12 protein-coding genes are annotated in these 14,129 nt (G+C 67.1%); 7 read left to right on the plus strand and 5 right to left on the minus strand.

From position 1 onward, the window contains the following. Nucleotides 1–194 precede the first annotated feature (194 nt). The 5 genes from dnaK to UC32_RS07915 all read left to right on the plus strand — a co-directional run bounded on the left by dnaK (nucleotide 195) and on the right by UC32_RS07915 (nucleotide 5,007). Complete coding sequence (gene dnaK, locus UC32_RS07895) at nucleotides 195–2,066, plus strand: molecular chaperone DnaK (RefSeq protein WP_015938771.1); 1,872 nt, start codon at nucleotides 195–197, stop codon at nucleotides 2,064–2,066. 3 nt (nucleotides 2,067–2,069) lie between these two features. Beyond that, nucleotides 2,070–2,738 carry a nucleotide exchange factor GrpE gene (locus UC32_RS07900; protein ID WP_045730693.1) on the plus strand — a complete coding sequence of 223 codons (669 nt, stop codon included), beginning with the start codon at nucleotides 2,070–2,072 and terminating at the stop codon, nucleotides 2,736–2,738. 273 nt (nucleotides 2,739–3,011) lie between these two features. After that, complete coding sequence (locus UC32_RS07905; protein ID WP_200896349.1) at nucleotides 3,012–3,992, plus strand: DnaJ C-terminal domain-containing protein; 981 nt, start codon at nucleotides 3,012–3,014, stop codon at nucleotides 3,990–3,992. Nucleotides 3,993–4,007: 15 nt separating this feature from the next. Further along, a complete protein-coding gene (locus tag UC32_RS07910) occupies nucleotides 4,008–4,433 on the plus strand; it encodes a heat shock protein transcriptional repressor HspR (protein WP_015938768.1) in 426 nt (141 codons plus the stop codon). Between the two features lie 187 nt (nucleotides 4,434–4,620). After that, entirely contained in the window at nucleotides 4,621–5,007 is a 387-nt protein-coding gene (locus UC32_RS07915; RefSeq protein WP_045730695.1) for a hypothetical protein, read from the plus strand. 24 nt (nucleotides 5,008–5,031) lie between these two features. Here UC32_RS07915 and UC32_RS07920 read toward each other — a convergent pair whose 3' ends face one another. Then, on the minus strand, nucleotides 5,032–6,441 hold the full coding sequence (locus UC32_RS07920; RefSeq protein ID WP_045730696.1) for an aldehyde dehydrogenase family protein: 1,410 nt from the start codon (nucleotides 6,439–6,441) through the stop codon (nucleotides 5,032–5,034). Between the two features lie 207 nt (nucleotides 6,442–6,648). Between UC32_RS07920 and UC32_RS07925 the strand changes: the two genes are divergently transcribed. Together UC32_RS07925 and UC32_RS07930 are read left to right on the plus strand one after the other, a co-directional pair. Next, a complete protein-coding gene (locus tag UC32_RS07925; RefSeq protein WP_045730697.1) occupies nucleotides 6,649–9,405 on the plus strand; it encodes a PEP/pyruvate-binding domain-containing protein in 2,757 nt (918 codons plus the stop codon). A gap of 139 nt (nucleotides 9,406–9,544) precedes the next feature. Next, nucleotides 9,545–9,781, plus strand: a complete 237-nt coding sequence (locus UC32_RS07930; protein WP_045730698.1) for a hypothetical protein — start codon at nucleotides 9,545–9,547, stop codon at nucleotides 9,779–9,781. 32 nt (nucleotides 9,782–9,813) lie between these two features. Here UC32_RS07930 and UC32_RS07935 read toward each other — a convergent pair whose 3' ends face one another. The 4 genes from UC32_RS07935 to hpaE form a co-directional block, all read right to left on the minus strand. Beyond that, entirely contained in the window at nucleotides 9,814–10,641 is an 828-nt protein-coding gene (locus tag UC32_RS07935; RefSeq protein ID WP_200896350.1) for an HpcH/HpaI aldolase family protein, read from the minus strand. After that, nucleotides 10,626–11,411: a 2-oxo-hept-4-ene-1,7-dioate hydratase gene (hpaH, locus tag UC32_RS07940; RefSeq protein WP_045730700.1), complete on the minus strand. Its 786-nt coding sequence runs from the start codon at nucleotides 11,409–11,411 to the stop codon at nucleotides 10,626–10,628. Before hpaH ends, UC32_RS07935 begins: the two co-directional genes overlap by 16 nt. A 3-nt stretch (nucleotides 11,412–11,414) precedes the next feature. After that, nucleotides 11,415–12,500: a 3,4-dihydroxyphenylacetate 2,3-dioxygenase gene (hpaD, locus tag UC32_RS07945; protein ID WP_045730701.1), complete on the minus strand. Its 1,086-nt coding sequence runs from the start codon at nucleotides 12,498–12,500 to the stop codon at nucleotides 11,415–11,417. Nucleotides 12,501–12,617: 117 nt separating this feature from the next. After that, nucleotides 12,618–14,129, minus strand: coding sequence for a 5-carboxymethyl-2-hydroxymuconate semialdehyde dehydrogenase (hpaE, locus tag UC32_RS07950; protein WP_045730702.1), 1,512 nt, complete (start codon nucleotides 14,127–14,129; stop codon nucleotides 12,618–12,620).

A 14,129-nucleotide genomic window follows, 5' to 3' on the forward strand; every position in this document is an offset into this window, starting at 1 on the left:
AAGCAGCCCAAAATTCCGCGCCTTTTCGGGCAACGTGAGGGAGCCGCCGTCGTCTTTGTGTGCCCCGCAGGACAGAAGTTGAGTGGAGTACGCTCAACTTCAGTTGACATCATCTGGGCCGTGAGTAAAGTTGAGTGCAGAACGCTCAATCATGCGGGCGCCAACCAGTTTCCAAGGAAAGAAGGAAGCAACACATGTCACGTGCAGTAGGTATCGACCTCGGAACCACCAACTCCGTCGTCTCCGTTCTCGAAGGTGGCGAGCCCACCGTTATTGCCAACGCCGAGGGTGGCCGCACCACGCCGTCGGTGGTTGCATTCTCCAAGTCCGGCGAAGTCCTGGTCGGCGAAATCGCCAAGCGCCAGGCCGTCAACAACATTGACCGCACCATCGCCTCCGTCAAGCGCCACATGGGCACTGACTGGAAGGTGGACATCGACGGCAAGAAGTACACCGCGCAGGAAATCTCCGCGCGTACGCTGATGAAGCTGAAGAACGACGCCGAGTCCTACTTGGGCGAAAAGGTCACCGACGCCGTCATCACCGTCCCGGCCTACTTCAACGACGCCGAGCGCCAGGCCACCAAGGAAGCCGGCGAGATCGCCGGCCTGAACGTCCTGCGCATCGTCAACGAGCCCACCGCCGCGGCCCTCGCCTACGGCCTGGACAAGGGCAAGGAAGACGAACTCATCCTGGTCTTCGACCTGGGTGGCGGTACCTTCGACGTCTCCCTGCTGGAAGTTGGCAAGGACGAAGACAACTTCTCCACCATCCAGGTCCGCGCCACCGCCGGTGACAACCGCCTGGGCGGCGACGACTGGGACCAGCGCGTCGTCGACTACCTGCTGAACCAGCTCAAGGTCAAGGGCATCGACCTGTCCAAGGACAAGATTGCCCTGCAGCGCCTCCGTGAAGCCGCTGAGCAGGCCAAGAAGGAACTCTCCTCTTCCTCCAGCACCAACGTCTCCCTCCAGTACCTGTCCGTCACCCCCGACGGCCCGGTGCACCTGGACGAGCAGCTGACCCGCGCCAAGTTCCAGGACCTCACCAAGGACCTGCTCGAGCGCACCAAGAAGCCGTTCCACGACGTGATCAAGGAAGCCGGCATCAAGCTCTCCGACATCAACCACATCGTGCTGGTGGGTGGCTCCACCCGTATGCCCGCAGTCTCCGAGCTGGTCAAGGAACTCGCCGGTGGCAAGGAACCGAACAAGGGCGTGAACCCGGACGAGGTTGTGGCCGTTGGTGCTGCACTCCAGGCCGGTGTGCTGAAGGGTGAGCGCAAGGACGTCCTCCTGATCGACGTCACCCCGCTGTCCCTCGGCATCGAAACCAAGGGCGGCGTCATGACGCACCTGATCGAGCGCAACACCGCCATCCCCACCAAGCGGTCCGAGACCTTCACCACCGCTGACGACAACCAGCCGTCCGTGGCCATCCAGGTCTTCCAGGGCGAACGCGAGTTCACCCGCGACAACAAGCCGCTGGGCACGTTCGAGCTGACCGGTATCGCCCCGGCACCGCGCGGCGTCCCGCAGGTTGAGGTCACGTTCGACATCGACGCCAACGGCATCGTGCACGTCTCCGCCAAGGACAAGGGCACCGGCAAGGAACAGTCGATGACCATCACCGGCGGCACCGCCCTCTCCAAGGAAGACATCGACCGCATGGTCAAGGACGCCGAGGAGCACGCTGCCGAGGACAAGGCCCGCCGCGAGGCAACCGACACCCGCAACTCCGCTGAGCAGCTCGCCTACTCGGTGGACAAGCTGATCGCCGACAACGCCGACAAGCTGCCCGAAGAGGTCAAAACCGAGGTCCAGGCCGACGTCGACGCCCTGAAGAAGGCCCTCGAAGGCACCGACGACGCCGAGGTCAAGACCGCGTTCGAGAAGCTGCAGGCTTCCCAGACGAAGCTCGGCGAAGCCATCTACTCGCAGGCCGGTTCGCCGGACGGCGCCACCGGTGCCGCGGGTGCCGAAGGCGCAGCAGCGGGCGATGGCTCCAAGGCCGACGAAGACATCGTCGACGCCGAGATCATCGACGAAGACGAAGCGAAGAAGTAAGCCATGCCCCATCACGGTAACGAGGAAGAGCACAACTCATCCGAGCGCCAGCAGGGCAACCCCCAGGAACCGGTCATCCGGGACAACCGCAAGGTTGACCCGGTGACCGGCCAGGCCCGGCACCCTGAGGGCGGGCAGGCCGGCTCCGCGGAGGATTCCGACGGCGACGCGCTGGCCCAGGCCGAGGAGATCCTCAACGGTGTCGAGGTGCCCGCAGAGGAATCCGTGGCCCAGGGAGTCCCCGCAGGGTCCGCCAACGCTGAGGCAGCCGAGCTGAAGAACGACCTCCTCCGCCTGCAGGCCGAGTACGTCAACTACCGCAAGCGCGTGGAACGCGACCGCGCCGTGGCAGGGGAGATGGCCGTCATTGGCGTCCTGAACTCCCTGCTCCCGGTCCTGGACGACGTCGACGCCGCACGGCAGCACGGTGACCTCACCGATGGTCCCTTCGCCGCGATCGCCGCCAAGCTGGAGAACGCGCTGAAGACCTACGGCCTGGTCCGCATCGACGAAACCGGCGTGGAGTTCGACCCCACGGTCCACGAGGCCCTGATCCAGCAGCCCGGCGAAGACATCGAGGTTGACACCGTCAGCCAGGTGCTCCGCTCCGGCTACAAATCAGGCGACCGCGTGCTCCGCGCAGCCCAGGTCATCGTCGCCGTCCCGGCTTAGTCCGGGTCGCCAGGCGCTACGCCGGATATGGGGCGGTGCCCGCTTCGCGGTGCCCTCCACACCGCCGCCCCATATCCGGCCTCCGCGCCAGCGGTCATCTCGCCTAAGGTGAGGTAACCACCAAGCTCGCAGCGGTACAGGGGCCCCGGGAGTGGCATCGGGCCTGCCGGCGCTGGGTGGCTGGGGATCGCAGATCCTCAGCCACCCAGCGTAGGGGCGGGGGCCCCTGTACCGCGGAGAGCTATTAATTAAGAGACTTGAAAGGAAACGCCATTGGCTAGCCAGGATTGGGTGGACAAGGACTTTTACAAGATCCTTGGTGTTGCCAAGGACGCTTCCGACGCCGATATCAAGAAGGCTTACCGGAAGCTGGCACGGCAGTATCACCCGGACACCAACTCCGGCGATGCTGCTGCCGAGAAGAAATTCAAGGACGTCTCAGAGGCCTACTCGGTGCTCTCCGATGCCGATGAGCGCCAGCAGTACGATGCCATCCGCGCCATGGGCGGCGGAGCCCGGTTCGCTCCCGGCGGCGGCGGCGCCGCGGGCGGCAATGGCGGGTTCGAGGATTTGTTCGGCGGCCTCTTCACCGGCAACACAGGACGGCACGCAGGCGGCTTCAACCCGTCCTCCGGCAACATCCCGCCCGAGTTCGCGGACCTGTTCGGCGGCGGCTTCGGCGGCTCGCCCGGGTTCCAGCGGACACCCCAGAAGGGCGCGGACCGCACCGCCTCCACCAGCATCTCGTTCTCCGGTGCCATCCGCGGCACCACCATCGGCCTCCGTGAACCCAACGGCGAAGTCATTGATGTCCGCGTCCCCGCCGGGATCAAGGACGGCCAGAAGGTCCGGGTGCGCGGCAAGGGCCAGCCCGGCCAGGCCGGCAACGGCGACCTGGTGGTTGCCGTCTCGGTCAAGCCGCACGAGTTTTACACGCGCGACGGCGACAACCTCCGCATCCACGTCCCGGTTACCTTCCCCGAAGCTGCTTTGGGCGGCGACATCGAGGTGCCCACCATCGACGGCGAGAAGGTGCGGGTCCGTGTTCCGGCCGGCACGCCGTCGGGCCGTACCCTGCGGGTGAAGGGCAAAGGCGTGAAGACCTCCAAGGCCACCGGCGACCTTCTGGTGACCATCGACGTCGCCGTTCCCAAGAACCTGAACAAGGAGGCCGAGGCCGCCGTGAAGGCTTTCGCCGAGGCCACGGCCGGTGCCGACGTCCGAGAGGGCCTGGCCGCCAAGGCCCGGCTGTAGCGGAGGAGGTGTGCCGTGGACATCAACGCTGACCAGCCCATCTTCGTGATTTCCGTGGCGGCTGAGCTGGCTGACATGCACCCCCAGACGCTCCGTCAGTACGACCGCCTGGGCATCGTCAAACCCAGCCGCGCTCCCGGGAAATCCCGGCGGTACTCGCAGCGGGACGTCAACATGCTCCGCGAAGTGCAGCGGCTGTCCCAAGAAGGCGTCTCCCTCGAGGGGATCAAACGCATCCTGGAACTTGAAAACCAGGTGTCTGCCCTGCAGCGGCGGGTGCTGGAACTGACCGAAGAACTGGGGCGGCGCCCGCAGGCGTTCGACTCCCGCATCTTCGCCGCAGGCGCGGCGGGCGACGTCGTGAGCCTGGCCCGCGGCCAGCGCCCCCGTCCGCGGTCGCAGGCCATGGTTGTGTGGCGGCCCCGCGCCATCGGGCAGTAGCAGCAGCTGCCCGCCGGTGAGTACCCGGCCCCTGGTCACCGGGCGAAATTAGAGTACCCACTACTCGTGCGGCTCCTCCCGCAGAAACCTTCAATGGAACCACTGCCGAAGCGGCAGTGGTTCCATTCGTTTCTGGGGGTTATTCCATGTTTGGTTCTCTTCTCTTGGCCCGGCCATGAGCCCGGGAATGGAAGCAGTGGCGTCCTTCAGCGCTTCGGTGCCCGGGCAGGCCCTGCTGGCCATCGGGCAGACGGTCGTGGTGGTGTGCGTCTGCTTCGACATGGTCCGGGCAACGTCCGTTCCGCGGTCGCACCGGCGCTATGTGGCCAGCACCGTCTTCCGGACCCTGGCCATCCCGGCGGTCGTCGCCGATGCCCTGACGGTCCTGGTGGCCATCGTGGTGTCGTCGTGGATCGACGTGGTGATGGGTATGTTCGTGCTGACCGCCATCATCTTCCGGTTCCACTACGGCAAGGACGAGGACAACTGGTGGCAGGGCAAAGGCAGGAAGCTCGCCCGTTGGGCCCGCCGCCACCTGTCTGGCCGCACGTCGGTGGCTCCAGCCATGGGGTGAGCCTGGCCTCCAGCCGACGATGGCCTAGCCGTTGATGACCTGGGGGACGCCCAGGGCCTTGAGGCCTTCTGCACCGAATTCCAGGCCGTAGCCGGACTGCTTGGCCCCGCCGAACGGAATCCGCGGATCGACGGCGCCGTGCCGGTTGATCCAGACGGTGCCTGCTTCCAGCCGGGATGCAACGTCGCGGGCCGCCGCGGGATCGGAGGACCATACCGAGGCGCCCAGGCCGACGTCGAGGGCGTTGGCCATCTCCACGGCTTCATCGATGCTGCCGTAGCGGATGATCGGCAGTGCGGGGCCGAACTGTTCCTCGGCCACGAGCGGGTTGCCGTTGTCGATGTCCGCCACCAGCGTGGCGGGGTAGAAGTAGCCCGGCCTGCTGGAGTCCGGGTTCCCGCCGAGGAGAACACGTGCTCCGGAAGCCCTGGCCGCCTCCACAAGGTTCGCAACGACGTCGTACTGCGCCCTGTTCTGCAGCGGGCCCAGCACGTTGCCCTCGTCCAGGCCGTTCCCCATCGGCATGGCTTTCGCGACGTCGGTGAGCGCCTCGCAGACGGCGTCGTAGATGGAGTCGTGGACGTAGAGGCGCTTGAGCGCTGCGCAGGTTTGGCCGGTGTTGATGAAGGCGCCCCAGAAGAGGTCCTGGGCGATGGCCCGGGGATCGGTGCCGGGCAGGACGATGCCGGCGTCGTTGCCGCCGAGCTCGAGCGTGAGGCGTTTGACGGTGTCCGCCGACGAGCGGATGATCGCCTTGCCTGTGGCGGTGGATCCGGTGAACATGACCTTGCCGATTGCAGGGTGAGTTGCCAGCGCCTCGCCCACGTCCCGGCCGCCGGACACCACTGTCAGCAGCCCCTCGGGAAGCTCCTCATTGAGCACCTTGGCCAGGGCCAGGACCGAAAGCGGCGTGTACTCGGAAGGCTTGACCACCACGGAGTTGCCCATGCGGAGGGCCGGAGCGATCTGCCAGGTGGTGATCATCATGGGCCAGTTCCACGGCCCGATCGCACCCACGACGCCGATGGGCCGGTAGTGCAGTTCGGCGCGGGTTTCACCGTCGTCCACCAGGGTTTCGGAAGCCAGGGGAGTGCCGGCCGCGGCGCGGAGCCAGGCCGCGCAGGCGCCCACCTCGAAGCGGGCGTTGGGCCCGTTGAGGGGCTTGCCCTGCTCGCGGGAGAGCAGCTGGGCGAGTTCCTCGGCGGAGCGTTCGACGGCGTCGGCCGCCCTGAGGAGGACGGCGGACCGGGCGGCGTGGCCCAGGGCAGCCCATGCCGGCTGCGCAGCGGCGGCCGCGGTGATGGCCGCTTCCAGGTCCGCCACTGCGTGCACCGGAGCCTCGCCCACGTCCGCGCCGGTTGCGGGGTCCAGGATGGTCCGGCCGGTGCCGGGGGCGGGCGAGATGGCAGCCAGCAGCGCGTCATAGGTTTCCACGGATACTCCACTTCGAGTAGGCAAGGGCGCCAGCCGGGCGGCTGGACGGGTTACTCCCAGTGTGGTTGTGCGCAGGCCGCGGTCCTTGTGTTGTGGCGCAGGACTGTTGACCCGGAGGGAACAGTGGCAAGGCCTGCCATGCGGTGCCATGATGTTGAGGATCAGGTTCACGGCACCGCCCCCTCCGGGCAGCAAGGACGTGCGGTCATGCCATACATCAACGGTCTCAGCGATGTGGGAAACGGCGGTCTGGACGCTGCCGGCGGCAAGGCCGTGGGCCTTGCCGGGCTCATCCGGGCCGGGCTGCCGGTTCCGCCGGGATTCGTGCTGGGCACCACTGCCTACGCCGAATTCGTCAACGCCAACGGCCTCCAGGACGAAATCCAGCGCCTGGCCGCGGTGTCCCCGGACGCCGCGCCCGGTGACTATGCGGCTGCCTCGGACCGGATCCGTGCCCTGTTCACGGGTGGCACCCTGCCGGACGTGATGCGGGACGAGCTCGCCGGCGCCTACGGGCTCCTCGGCGGAGCGGACGTCCCGGTGGCGGTGCGCTCGTCGGCCACCGCGGAGGACCTGGCGTCGGCCAGCTTCGCCGGGCAGCAGGACACCTACCTGAATGTCCGTGGCTTCGAGGCGCTCCAGGCAGCTGTCATCGGCTGCTGGGCCTCGCTCTGGACTTCGCGGGCCATGGCGTACCGGGCCCGCGAAGGCGTGCTGCCCGGCCAGGTGCGGCTCGCCGTCGTGGTCCAGCAGATGGTTGAAGCCGAGGCGGCCGGGGTGATGTTCACCGCCAACCCCGCGAACGGCCGGCGGGACCAAGCGGTGATCAGTGCCGCCTGGGGACTCGGGGAATCGGTGGTCAGCGGGACCGTCAGCACCGATGACATGGTGGTGGAGATGGCCACGGGGAAGGTGCTCTCCCGGCAGACGGCCGACAAATCCGTGATGACCGTGTACGCGCAGGACGGGACCCGGGAGCAGCCGGTGGCGGCAGCCCGCCGTCGAGCGCCCGTCCTGGACGATTCCGCGGTTGCCGAACTGGCCGCCTTGGGCAGGCGGATTGCGGGGCACTTCGGGGTGCCGCAGGATGTCGAGTGGGCGCGTGCCGGCGGCACTTTCTTCATCCTGCAGTCCCGCCCCATCACCGCCTTGCCGGAGCCGTCGGCCGACATCCCGGGCACCTGGCCCCTGCCCTACCCGAAGGGCATGTACTTCCGGGCCAGCATCGTGGAGCAGTTGCCGGACCCGCTGACACCACTGTTCGCGGACCTCATCGACGGCTCCGTGGCGAGGTCCCTGCAGGCGCTGTTGGCCGGAGCGGTGGGCAAGAACGCCGTCCGCGAGGGTGACGTCCGGCTGCCCACCGTCAACGGGTACGCCTACTACTACTATCGAAACTCCGGCATGTGGCGGATGATGGCCAAATCGCCGGCGGCCTTCCGGGCACTGTTCCGCGGCGAAGCGCACATGGGCGTGGCCGGCTGGCGGGAGTACTCGCACCCCAATTACCAGCGGGTGGTCAAGGACTGGGCTGCGAAGCCGCTGCAGGAGCTGTCCGGCGGGGACCTGCTGGCCGGCGTGCAGACGCTGCTGGATGCGGGGACCGTCTACTACACCGCCGTGCAGTCCATCATCCCGCTCGCCGCCACGAGCGAACTGTCCTTCCGGGCGTTCTACGACAAGCTGGTCCGGCGGGACGGGGATCCCCCCGCGCAGGCACTGCTCCTCGGCTTCGACAGTGAGCCCATCCGCGCCGAGAAATCGCTCTGGGACCTTGCCGTCTGGGCACGCAGCGATCCCGGGCTCACGGCGGTCTTACTGGAACGGCCGACGGCGGAACTCGCCGAGTGCCAGCGCACCGGTTCCACGCCGGCGGGGGTGGACGACGTCCTGTGGCAGGAGTGGCGGTTCACGTTCCAGGAGCACCTGGATCTCTACGGCCACGCCGTCTACAACCTGGACTTCGCCACCCCGGTGCCGGCCGACGACCCGTCTGCCCTGCTGGATACCGTGAAGTTCTACCTCCGCGGCCAGGGCACGGATCCGCACGAACGGCAGCGCCTGATGACCGAACGCCGGGAGGAGCTGACCCGTGACGCGGCGGCGCGCCTGGGGCCACGCCGTCGTGCCGTTTTCCACCGGCTGCTTCGATGGGCCCAGGAGACCGCGCCAATCCGGGAAGACGCACTCGCCGACGTCGGCCTCGCCTGGCCAGTGCTTCGCCGGTTGCTCCGTGAACTCGGGCGCCGGCTGGTGGCATCTTCGGTCATCGCTGCTCCGGATGATGTGTTCTGGCTGAGGTTTCAGGAACTGCGCAGCGCCGTGGAGTTCGGCCTCGCCGCGCCCGGCACGCAGGCATCCGGTGCTGCCGCTGTGGCCATCACCGGAACGGCCCGCCCCGTCCGTGCCGACGCCGTGGAGGAGCGCCGGATGCTGTGGCGTGGACAGGCGAGGGCCGCTGCCCCGCAGATGCTTCCGGAGAGCCGGTGGATGGAGCGGTCCTTCGGCTCGTGGATGCCGGCCGGATCGCAGCACCAGAGCGGCGATGTCATCAAGGGCGTCGGAGCGAGCCCGGGACGGGTCAGCGCCCCGGCCCGGGTGCTGTCCGGTCCCCAGGATTTCGGCCAGATGCGGCCAGGGGACGTCCTGGTGGCACGGATAACCACGCCTGCCTGGACATCGCTCTTTGCCATGGCCTCGGCGGTGGTGACTGATGTGGGCGGCCCGCTGAGCCACAGCTCCATCGTGGCCCGCGAGTACGGCATCCCCGCTGTCCTGGGCACCGGGGTGGCCACGCAACGGCTCACCACCGGACAGCAGGTCCTGGTGGACGGGGACGCCGGCACGGTCACCGTCCTGCCGGCAGATAAGGCAACAATCGAAAATTCTGCGTCATCCACAAAAAGTTATTGTGAACTGCTCATATTAAGCTCTAGAATCGACGGCAGGCCGGCGAAGTCCTGACAGGACTGCCGGGTGATTCCTCCCCGGATCCAGGCAAACGCACCGCATACCCACCAGCGAAAACCACGCTTCCTCCTGCCCCCAAACCGCAGGCGAAGTGGGTAATGGGCGCCCCCACCCAGAAACGCAGGAGAGCACCATGACTTTGCAGTCCTACCTCATTGAAGCCGGCGCAACCGACGCCACCGCCGTCCCCCGCGGCGGGAGCTACGTCACCATGCCCGCCGGGGCGGAGGCTACACCGCGCCCCCAGGGCAGCTACGTCTCGCACCCGGAAGACTTCGCGGAAACAGCCAGCAGGGCGCAGGGCACATATGTGACACTCCCCGGCGGCCCGGCCGGAGAGACGGAAATCAGTTACACCCGGGTTGGCTGACCTGTGCCGGCATTATCGTGCCGGCCCGTTGGTCAATAGCTGGCCTGGGTTTCGCCGCCGGGCTTGATGTATTTGGCGGCGAGGGCTTCGGAGCCCCTGGCCAGGAGGGCGACGTCGGCACCCACCAGGATGAAGTCAGCTCCGTTGTCGAGGTAATGCTGGGCGGTGTCCGGGTTGAAGGCGTTGACGCCTGCCGGCTTTCCGGCTGCTTTGGCAGCAGCGAGGCAGTGCTCGACGGCGGCGCGCACCTCCGGGTGTTCCTGTTGTCCCAGCAGGCCCATGGAGGCTGCGAGGTCTGACGGGCCGATGAACACGGCGTCCACGCCTTCGACCTTCAGGATGTCCTTCACCGCCTCAACGGCGGCGGTGGATTCGATCTGGACGGTGACGCTGATGGTTTCGTTGGCGCGGGCCAGGTAGTCGGGGACGCGGTTCCACCGTGCGGCGCGGGCCAGGGCGGACCCCACCCCGCGGACGCCCTGTGGCGGGTAACGCGTGGCGGCCACGGCGGCTTCGGCCTCGGCCACGGAGTTGACCATGGGGATCAGCAGGTTCTGCACGCCAAGGTCCAGGTACTGCTTGATCACCACGGTGTCGTTGACCGGGGGCCGGACCAGGGTGTGGACCGGGTAGCCGTGGATGGCCTGCAGTTGGGCGAGGATGGATTCGAGCCCGTTGGGGCTGTGTTCGGCATCCACCAGCAGCCAGTCCAGGCCGGACCCGGCGCAGAGTTCGGCGATCAGCGGGCTGCCCGAACACACCCACATCCCCGCGAGCGGCCGGCCTGCTTCACCCTTTTGCGCAGCGAGGGCTTGTGCGGCCAGGGCGTCCCGGAAGGTGTGGTCTATTCGAAGCGGCATGTCACGCTCCCCAGGGGGCCGTAGTCGGCGTGGACGGTATCGCCCTTGTAGGCCCAGAGGGGCCGGGTGAAGGACCCGGCGAGGATGATGTCGCCGGCTTTCAGGGAGTCTCCGTGGGCTGCGATCTTGTTGACGAGCCAGTGGACGCCGTTGGCGGGGTGGTCCAGGACACCGGCGGCCACACCCGTTTCCTCCACGGTCTGGTTCTTGTAGAGGATGGCCGAGACCCAGCGGAGGTCCACGGCGTTCGGTTTCACGGGGCGGCCACCAATCACCATCGCGCCCATGGCTGCGTTGTCCGAAATGGTGTCCACGATGGTCCGGCCCTCCATCTCGATCCGGGAATCCAGGATTTCAAGGGCCGGAACCACGTAGTCGGTGGCCCTCAGGACATCGAAGATGGTGCAGCCGGGGCCTTTGAGGCCGTCCTTCAACACGAAGGCCAGCTCCACCTCCACGCGCGGGTGGGTGTAGCGGTCCCACTCCACGGAGCAGCCGGTTTCCAGCACCATGTCATCGAAGATGGCGCCGTAGTCCGGTTCGGTGATGCCGGTGGCGGCCTGCATGGCCTTGGACGTGAGGCCGATCTTGCGCCCCACCAGGGTCCGCCCGGCTTCCTCGTTGCGGCGGCGCCACAACTGCTGGACGGCGTAGGAGTCCTCCACCGTCATGTCCGGATAGCGGGACGTCAGGCGGGGGACAGGGGTGCGGGTCCGGGCGGCTTCCAGCAGCTCGTCCGCGATGGCTTCGATCGTCGTCGGCTCCAGCATCGGTCAGACCTGCGCTCCCAGCTTGAAACCCTGGGATTCAGCCCCTGGGCCGTCGGTCTTGCGGGTGTAGGAGAAGCCGTCGGCACCCACGGTCACGGCCATCTCGGACTTTTCTTCGCGTTCGATGACCGGCTGCGGGTTGCCGTCGAGGTCCAGGACCAGTGACGCTTCGGTGTACCAGGACGGGACCACGGGGTTTCCCCACCAGTCGCGGCGCTGGTTGTCGTGGACGTCCCAGGTGATGGTGGGGTTGTCCGGGTCGCCGGTGTAGTAGTCCTGGGTGTAGATCTCGATGCGGTGGCCGTCCGGGTCCAGGATGTAGAGGTAGAACGCGTTGGACACGCCGTGCCGGCCGGGGCCGCGTTCGATCCGGTCGCTGATGCGCAGGGCGCCCATCTTGTCGCAGATCTGGATGATGTTGTGCTTCTCGTGCGTGGCGAACGCGACGTGGTGCATGCGCGGGCCGTTGCCGCCGGTCAGGGCGGTGTCGTGCACGGTCTGCTTGCGGTGCATCCACGCGGCGTACGTGACGCCGTCGGAATCCTTGATGTCCTCGGAGACGCGGAAGCCGAGGTCCTCCAGGTACTTGCGGCCCTTGGGGACGTCCGGGGTGACCTGGTTGAAGTGGTCCAGGCGCACCAGTTCACCGGCGGAGTAGAGGTCGTAGCGCTGGGTGAGGCGTTCCACGTGTTCGGTCTCGTAGAAGAACTCGTAGGGGAAGCCCAGCGGGTCCTCGACGCGGACGGAGTCGCCGATGCCCTTGGTGAAGCCGTCCCTGCGGCGCTCCACCCGGCAGCCGAGCTCGCGGTAGTAGGCCTCGGCGGCGTCCACCTCGGCGGGGGACTTCACGCGGTAGGCGAAAGCGGCGACGGCGGCCACCGGTCCCTTGCGCAGCAGCAGGTTGTGGTGGATGAACTCCTCCAGGGACCGCAGGTAGATGTTGTTCTCGTCTTCTTCGGTGACGTGCAGGCCCAGGACGTCTACGTAGAACGCGCGGGACCTGGCAAGGTCCGTGACCACGATTTCCATGTACGCGCAGCGAACGATATCCGGAGCCGGAACGGTGGGGGTGGGAACGAAGTTGGTCATGGGATTCTCTCTTCTTTGAAAGGTGACTCTTGTGGTGTCCCAACTAGGTAGCAGTAGATGTCGTTTTGAGGGTCCATAACGACATCAATTGCGACCTAGTTGGGCTGCTGGTGATGGTCAGGCGCCGAACTTGGGGGTGTGTACGGAGCCGAGGGTGATGTGCACGGCCTGCTGGTCGGTGTAGAAGTCGATGGAGCGGTAGCCGCCCTCGTGGCCCAGGCCCGAGGCCTTGACGCCGCCGAACGGGGTGCGCAGGTCGCGGACGTTGTGGCTGTTCAGCCACACCATGCCGGCCTCGACGTTCTGCGAGAAGTTGTGGGCCCGGGTCAGGTTCTGGGTCCAGATGTAGGCCGCCAGGCCGTACTTGGTGTTGTTGGCCAGGGCGAGGGCCTCGTCGTCGTTCTCGAACGGGGTGATGGCCACGACGGGTCCGAAGATTTCCTCCTGGAAGATCCGGGCGTCGGGTGCGACGTCGGCGAACACCGTAGGTGCGATGTAGTTGCCTTCGGGCAGGTGCTCGGGTCGGCCGCCGCCGGCCAGGAGCCGGCCCTCGGACTTGCCGATCTCCACGTAGGAGGCAACCTTCTCGTAGTGCTCCGGGTGGACCAGGGCGCCCACCTGCGTCTTGGGGTCGTGGGGATCGCCCACCACGATGTTCTTTGCCCGGGCGGCGTACTTCCCGCAGAACTCGTCGTAGATGGCGCGCTCCACCAGGATGCGGGAGCCAGCGGTGCAGCGCTCGCCGTTGAGGGAGAAAACGCCGAACAGCGCGGAGTCAATGGCGGCGTCCAGGTCTGCATCGGCGAAGACGACGCAGGGGGACTTGCCGCCAAGCTCCATGGAGAGGCCCTTGAGGTTCGCGGCGGCGTTGCGGAAGATCGTCTGGCCCGTGGTGGTCTCGCCGGTGAAGGAGATCAACGGAACGTCCGGGTGCTTGACCAGCGCGTCGCCCGCCTCTTCACCGAGCCCGTTGACCAGGTTGAACACGCCGTCGGGCAAGCCGGCGTCCTTGAAGATGGTGGCCCACAGGGAAGCCGAGAGCGGGGTGAACTCGGCGGGCTTGAGGACCACAGTGTTGCCGGTGGCCAGGGCCGGGGCGAGCTTCCAGGACTCCAGCATGAACGGGGTGTTCCACGGGGTGATGAGGCCGGCGACGCCAATGGGCTTGCGGTTCACGTAGTTGATCTGCGAGCCGGGGACCTTCATGGCGTCGTCGAACTGGGCCACGATCAGGTCCGCGAAGAACCGGAAATTCTCGGCGGCGCGGAGGGCCTGGCCCTTGGCCTGGGTGATGGGCAGGCCGGTGTCGAAGGTTTCGAGTTCGGCGAGGCGGGCTTCCTGGGCTTCGACGGCGTCCGCGATCCTGTTCAGCACCCGGGCACGCTCGCGCGGCTTCATCTTCGGCCACGGACCGTTCATGAACGCTTCACGCGCGGCGGCAACAGCCAGGTCGATGTCTTCCTTCTGGCCGGCCGCCGCGGTGGCGTAGTTCCGGTTGGACACCGGGTCCAGGACGTCGAAGGTCTTGCCACCGACGGAATCAACGAACTGGCCGTTGATGTAGTGCTGGATGTGGGTGGGCAGGTCCTCGGGAATGTAGTGCTTGGCAGTTTCTGTTGAGGTCGTCAT

Source organism: Pseudarthrobacter chlorophenolicus (assembly GCF_000962805.1).
Classification (GTDB): domain Bacteria; phylum Actinomycetota; class Actinomycetes; order Actinomycetales; family Micrococcaceae; genus Arthrobacter; species Arthrobacter chlorophenolicus_A.